Raw genomic sequence first — 6,086 nt, forward strand, 5'->3', positions numbered from 1 at the left:
GATATATAATTGATATCTAACATGTGTATAAAATTAAAAAACCGATCAAACTTAATTTTAACATTTTTTTATGGCTTTTCGTTATTTTTTTGCATTTTTTCGTTATTTTTTTGACTTATTTTGGTTTTGCAAAAGCTAAAAATATTATTTTTTAATTGTTGATAATTATAAAAAGGATTGTTTTAAAAAATGATATAATTTAATTGTTGTTTTAAAATAACAAAATAATTTTAATTTAACATTTTTTATTAATTTATTTCGATTTTTTATTAATTTAATTTTTTTCTTTTTTGAGTCAAAAACAAATAATTATAATCATACAAAAAAACAAAAAGTGAAAGTATCAAAAGTGAAAATCACATCTTTTTACAAATTTTTTAATTCTTCATTTTTTTCAATTTATTTTATTAAAATTAAAAAAAATTTAAGCTCGTTATTGTTAGTGATTTTTTCTTCAATAATTTTAATTTTGGGGCTTTTTGATAGTTGTTTGCAAACGCATCTAGACTCATTTGCTTATTGTAAAAATATTTTTCATTATACAAGACAAAGTATTTTTTTAATTTTGGTAGTTGCAATAATTGCTTTAACTAAATATAGAACTACTAAATTTTATCAAATATTAAGTTTTGTTACTTTGGTAAATATTTTAATTATAAGTTTGGTTTTTTGTGATTTTATTGAAGACCACAAACAGCATTTTATTTCTGCAAATTGGCAAATGCAGCTAATACCTTATTATTTGCAATATGTTTTTGCCCCTTTGATTTATTGTTTTTATGTGTGGAAACAACCAATTACTTTTTTGGGTTGGAAAAAAGTATGGATAGTTTTTGTTCATCCTTTTTGCTATTTTTTGTTATCTGCTATTATTTTTGGTTTTAAAGCGGATTTGAAATCGCATTTTATTAATCCTTATTACCAAAACAATTTAAAAGTAGCTTATTTTAAACTTTTTGTCTCTTTTTTGCTTTTGGCAATGGGTTTAATCGGAGTGCAAAAAATAAAAATTCATCCTTTTTATAAAGGTGCACTTTTAGTGCTAGGAGCATTTTTGATTTGTGTTATTCCTAGGGAAAAAAGTGATTGGAATCATGCCAAAGAATTGGTGTTTTACCCTCAACAAATGGGTTCTTCTCTTTTTCCTGAATCACAAGATATTGCTAAACAATTAAGTAATTTAGTGCTTGAATTTGAAGGAAAACAAGACACAGGTTTAAAAACAGGTGAAAAAATTTTGGAACTAGGAGCAGGTAGTGGTAATGTTACTAAATATTTAGTACAAAAGTTTGGAGCCCAAAATGTTATTGCTTTGGAATATGATAAAGAATTATGTAATGTTTTGAGAAATAAATTTCCAGGTTTAACAGTTATCGAAGGAGATGCTTGTAATTTTATTGAATTGTTAAAGAAGCAAATTGATGAAACTCAAATAAAACAAATAAAAGGGATAGTATCTACTTTGCCTTTGAGTATTTTTTCTAAAGAACAATTGCAAGAACTAAATAAAAACCTTGCCACAGTAATTAAACAAAATAAGATTAGGTTTGTTGAATATCGCTTTTTGCTATTTTTACGTGAAAAACACATTATTGGAGATGGTGTAGAAGAAATTCAAGATACTAAAAATCAAATTTTTGTTTCTAGTGCAATTTTACCAACCAAAGTTTTTATTTTTGCTGCTACTGATGTTACAAAATAATATCATTTTATAAAATAAAAAGTTAACTTAAAATAAGTTAACTTTTTTATATTTTAGGGATTTGGCAATATTAATTTAATATGCGTTTAATTGCTTGTTCTAAAAAATGTTTATCGATTTGGTCTTTGTTATTTCTGATAGCCAAAATTAAAGCCTCATTGAGAATGGCTGCAAGTTGGGCACCTGATGCACCTTCAGTAATTAAAGCTAATTTGTAAAAATCAACATCCAAAGAAATATTTTTATTTTTAGCATGAACTTTTAGAATAGCTTCTCTAGCTTTTAGATTAGGTAAATTAATTTTGATTTTACGGTCAAATCTACCTGGACGAATCAAAGCAGGATCTAGCATATCTATTCTATTAGTAGCAGCAATAATGATGATTTGTGAAAGTTTAAAAAAACCATCCATTTCTAATAAAAGTTGGTTTAGGGATTGGTCGTGTTCTCGTGATTCTATGATGGAGTTGTTTTTTCTTTTTGCTCCTAAAGCATCTATTTCATCAATAAAAATAATGCAAGGAGTAGTTCTTTTGGCTTTTTGAAATAAATCTCTTATTCTAGAAGCTCCAACGCCTACATAAACTTCGACAAATTCAGAACCAGAAACAGCATAAAAAGGAGTTTTGACCTCATTAGCTAATGCTTTTGCAAGTAAGGTTTTTCCTGTTCCTGGAGGTCCTTCTAATAATACTCCTTTAGGAATTGTAAAGCCCATTTTATGATATTTTTGAGGATGTTTTAAGAAATATATTAATTCTTGGATTTCTTTTTTTTCTTCTTCAAGACCTGCTACATCTGCAAAAGTTATTTTGTCTTTGGAAGAATCAATGTTTGTATTAAATTTATTTATTTTGTTTGATAACATTTGTTTAAGATGAATTAAAATATAAAATCCAAAAATAAAAGAAACAAGATAACTTATAAATTTGAAATATAATTCTAAAAAATTAAATTGGATATTTTCTTTGACTTCTACCAAAACATCTTTATATGAATAAAAAGCATATACTAAATAATCATAATTGGAGGCTGCCATTTTACAATAATATTTTTGATTATCAAAACTTTCTGCTTGGATTAAATAATGTTCTTTGTTCCAAATGCTGTATTGGCTTTTATAAGTATAATGAATTTTTTTAATTTCGTTGACTTTAAATTTTGCAAATAGTTCGTATATATTTATTAAAGAAGCGTTTTTTAATTGATTTTTTTCTATCCAAAAATATGATAATTCTAGACTAATTAAAAATAATAAAATTAAAGATAATGGCAAAATAAAGCAGATAATAATTTTGTTTTTTTTAAAAAGTTTGAAAAACACTAAGTAAGTCTCCATGATGAAATTTATAAAAGAAAAGGTTATAAAAAAATTATTTTAATTAAATTTGTGTGTAATTAAATTAATAAAAGTGAATAGCGCACAAAAATTTATATTATTTGGGTTTGAAAAAAAAGATTTTCCAAAATTTAATTTTCCTTGGAAAAACCATATAAAAACTCCATATTATCTTTAAGACGTAAATTAATTAAATAAAATAAAGCTCCTATGATGGTATTACTTACAATAACTGATGAAAAACTATAAATAAGATTAAGCGACCAAGAATAAGAAGGACTTGGGATGAACCACTTTAAAAAAGTTTTTTTGGCAAAGTTTTCTTGTAATAAATTAATAAATAAAATGCTTGAAATAATTTGAACTACACTAATTAATACTAAAGTTATTATAATAGGTGTTTTTTTGGTGAGATGATTTAAGTTTTTTTGATAAAATAATCCCGAAAAAGAGCAGACAATATAGGGAAGAAAAAATCTGTAAAGGAAAATAAGGGCTTTGCTTGCATGTTCGTTTTCGTGGTCATGACTATGATTATGATTTTCGTGTGTATGGTGTAATAACACTTCCATAAAAGAAAATTCCAAAACATAATGAATTAAAAGATAAAATAAACTAGCCCAAAATCCGTATTTAGGTCCAAAAAGATAACCTATTAAAATGATAAAAATTAATTCAATGCGAAAAAAAGCATAATTGCAAGGGATTGTTGCATTAATAGTATAACGAGAAAGAAGTTCCAAACCAAAAGCCAAAAATAATAAGAAAGAAATGGCAATGATTTTTCTTAAAACATTTTTTTGATTATTTAACATAAATATACCTTCGATTTTATTTTCATATTTTATTTTGCTAGTTTTTTGTGTAGTTTTTTCGTTGTTTATCTTTTTTTTGATAGTCTATATAAAAATTTTTCAATTTAGAACTATTTTAGTAATTGCTAATAATTTAAATTTTTAAGTTTTTCTTCTAAAATACCTTCTTTAAGTAAGCTTAAAAAATCATCATTAGTAGCATCCAAAATATAAAAACCGATGTTTGTTTTTTCCAAAACTTCTTGTATTTTTTCAGTTTGATAAGTTATTCCTTCAAAAAGTTTGCTAAATTGTTCTAAATTATCTTCTTTGTGAAAAAAATCTCCAATCAAAGTCATTTTTTCAATTAAACCAAATCTAATATCTAAAAAAATTTCTAATCCTCCCCAAGAAAAACGTTTTTTAAGTATTTTGGTGTGATGGGGTTGGGTTAAGAATAAAAATTCATTGGAAGCAAATTGGAGAGAATCTTTTTCTATTGATTTTATTTCTTGGTCACTAAGTACATAAGTTTGGTCAGTTAAAGCCTCAGTTAAATACTGCATTAACTTTTCTTGTGACATATCTGGAAGATAGCCTTTGAGGTTAGTTACTCGGGAACGTACACTTGCAATTCCTTTAGAAATTAATTTTTGGTCGTTTGGAGTAATTGTGTTTATCATAGTTTGAAAATCGCAATTATAAAGAAGTGTTCCATGAGTTACCATGCCATTTTGGTTTTGCATAAAGGCATTTCCAGAAATTTTTTTGCCTTCTAGTAAAATGTCGTTTCTGCCACTAAATTCAACATTAAGTCCTAATTTTTGTAATGCAACGACAATTTTAGCTAAAAAAGGTTTAAAACTGAAATTTTTTTCTTTTTTGGCAATAATGCTAAAAAGAGGAGTTTGAGGATCATTATAAACACATCCTCCGCCAGTAGGTCTTCTAAATAAAGGAATTTTATGTTCTTTGAGGTAATCTAAATTAACTTCGTTTTCAATTATTTGATTTTTCCCAACTACAACTCCTTTGATTTTCCAAATAAAAAAGAAGCTTTTTTCAGGGTTTTGCTTTAATAAATGATTAAGGGCGTATTGTTCTAGGGCGTAATAAAAATAAGGTTTAAGGTCGCAGATGCGATTAATTTGAATCAAAATCATAATAAAATCCCCTTTTAAAATATTATTAAAATATTATTAAAATATTATTAAAATATTATTAAAATATTATAAATGTTTTTTCCAGTAATATTATATCATTTATCAGTTATGTAGACTCATATTAATTTTTTTTGCCTTTTTTCTCTAACTCCAAAATCAAATCATTTAAATTTTTTCCCTCTATTTTCCACCAAAACTAAATTATAAATTATAGATTAAAAAAACATAATTTTTGCCATTTATAAATGTTATTTTAGTCAAAAAAATATAAATTTATCCAAAATTAGAACTGCTATAAATTAAATAAAATTATTGAGAGGCTCAAAAAAAGCCTCTTTTTTTTATATACAAAATTGCAAGGAAAACACTCATGATCTACAGATTAGTGAGCAAAAAACTTGTTTTTTTTTTTTTTTGTGATAAAATGATATTGATAGCAGTTTTTTATTTTTAAATTGCTTTTAAAAAATTTTTAAAATAAGGGGGTCATTTATCATAAAAAAATAATAGTGTAGATTTTTCCATTTGAGTAATATTTATTTTATTTCTTATTTCGTTTTTTATTCTTTTTTTATTTCTTTATTTTTTAAGTTTTTTGCGTATTTGTATATTTGTATATTTTTTTATTTATTTTGTAAAGTTTTTAAAATTATCAAATATTTAATTATAAGTGTTTGGGATACATCGAGATTTTGCTTTCTAATAATCACCCATTTTTTATTTTTTTAAAAAAGAAGTTTTTTTAATTATGTTTTTAACCCAAGTTATTTTTTATAATAATTTTAACAACATTAATAATAATAATATTTAATAACAAAACAAAGATAATCATTAGCAAAAAAAATAATATGATAGGAGAAAAACATTGCAAATGAATAATTCAAGCAAACAATCTAAACCATTTAATAATTTAAAATTATCTAAATTTTATTTTTTATTAGTTTTTTCAACTCTCTTTTTTAACCTTTTTTTTAATTTAGCTAAACAAGCGAAGACTTTAGTATATGGAAAAAATGATTTATCAATTCAATCAAAGAAATGAAATTAATTTTCAAAGAGGAACTTTTCGAGTAAGAGGTGACATTATA

At 24.2% G+C, this 6,086-nt stretch carries 5 protein-coding genes; 2 read left to right on the forward strand and 3 right to left on the reverse strand.

The features are described from left to right. Positions 1–490 precede the first annotated feature (490 nt). Positions 491–1,702 (forward strand): methyltransferase domain-containing protein, encoded by a 1,212-nt coding sequence (locus KE631_RS01170; protein WP_249291082.1) that lies wholly within the window; start codon positions 491–493, stop codon positions 1,700–1,702. Positions 1,703–1,772: 70 nt separating this feature from the next. Here KE631_RS01170 and KE631_RS01175 read toward each other — a convergent pair whose 3' ends face one another. The 3 genes from KE631_RS01175 to KE631_RS01185 form a co-directional block, all read right to left on the reverse strand. Next, positions 1,773–3,026: an AAA family ATPase gene (locus KE631_RS01175; RefSeq protein WP_308507126.1), complete on the reverse strand. Its 1,254-nt coding sequence runs from the start codon at positions 3,024–3,026 to the stop codon at positions 1,773–1,775. Positions 3,027–3,172: 146 nt separating this feature from the next. Next, positions 3,173–3,856, reverse strand: a complete 684-nt coding sequence (locus KE631_RS01180; RefSeq protein WP_042068183.1) for an ECF transporter S component — start codon at positions 3,854–3,856, stop codon at positions 3,173–3,175. A gap of 125 nt (positions 3,857–3,981) precedes the next feature. After that, positions 3,982–4,998 (reverse strand): lipoate--protein ligase, encoded by a 1,017-nt coding sequence (locus KE631_RS01185; RefSeq protein WP_034172406.1) that lies wholly within the window; start codon positions 4,996–4,998, stop codon positions 3,982–3,984. 1,013 nt (positions 4,999–6,011) lie between these two features. Here KE631_RS01185 and KE631_RS02685 point away from each other — a divergent pair. Further along, positions 6,012–6,086, forward strand: a 75-nt coding sequence (locus KE631_RS02685) for a hypothetical protein (RefSeq protein WP_425305908.1), incomplete at its 3' end; no start/stop codon positions are given.

The organism is 'Santalum album' aster yellows phytoplasma, from assembly GCF_018283495.1.
Lineage (GTDB): Bacteria > Bacillota_I > Bacilli_A > Acholeplasmatales > Acholeplasmataceae > Phytoplasma > Phytoplasma asteris.

Bases quoted from the DNA above. Each gene is read 5' to 3' on its own strand.
- KE631_RS01180 (WP_042068183.1), bottom strand. From the start codon at position 3,856: ATGTTAAATAATCAAAAAAATGTTTTAAGAAAAATCATTGCCATTTCT.
- KE631_RS01185 (WP_034172406.1), bottom strand. From the start codon at position 4,998: ATGATTTTGATTCAAATTAATCGCATCTGCGACCTTAAACCTTATTTT.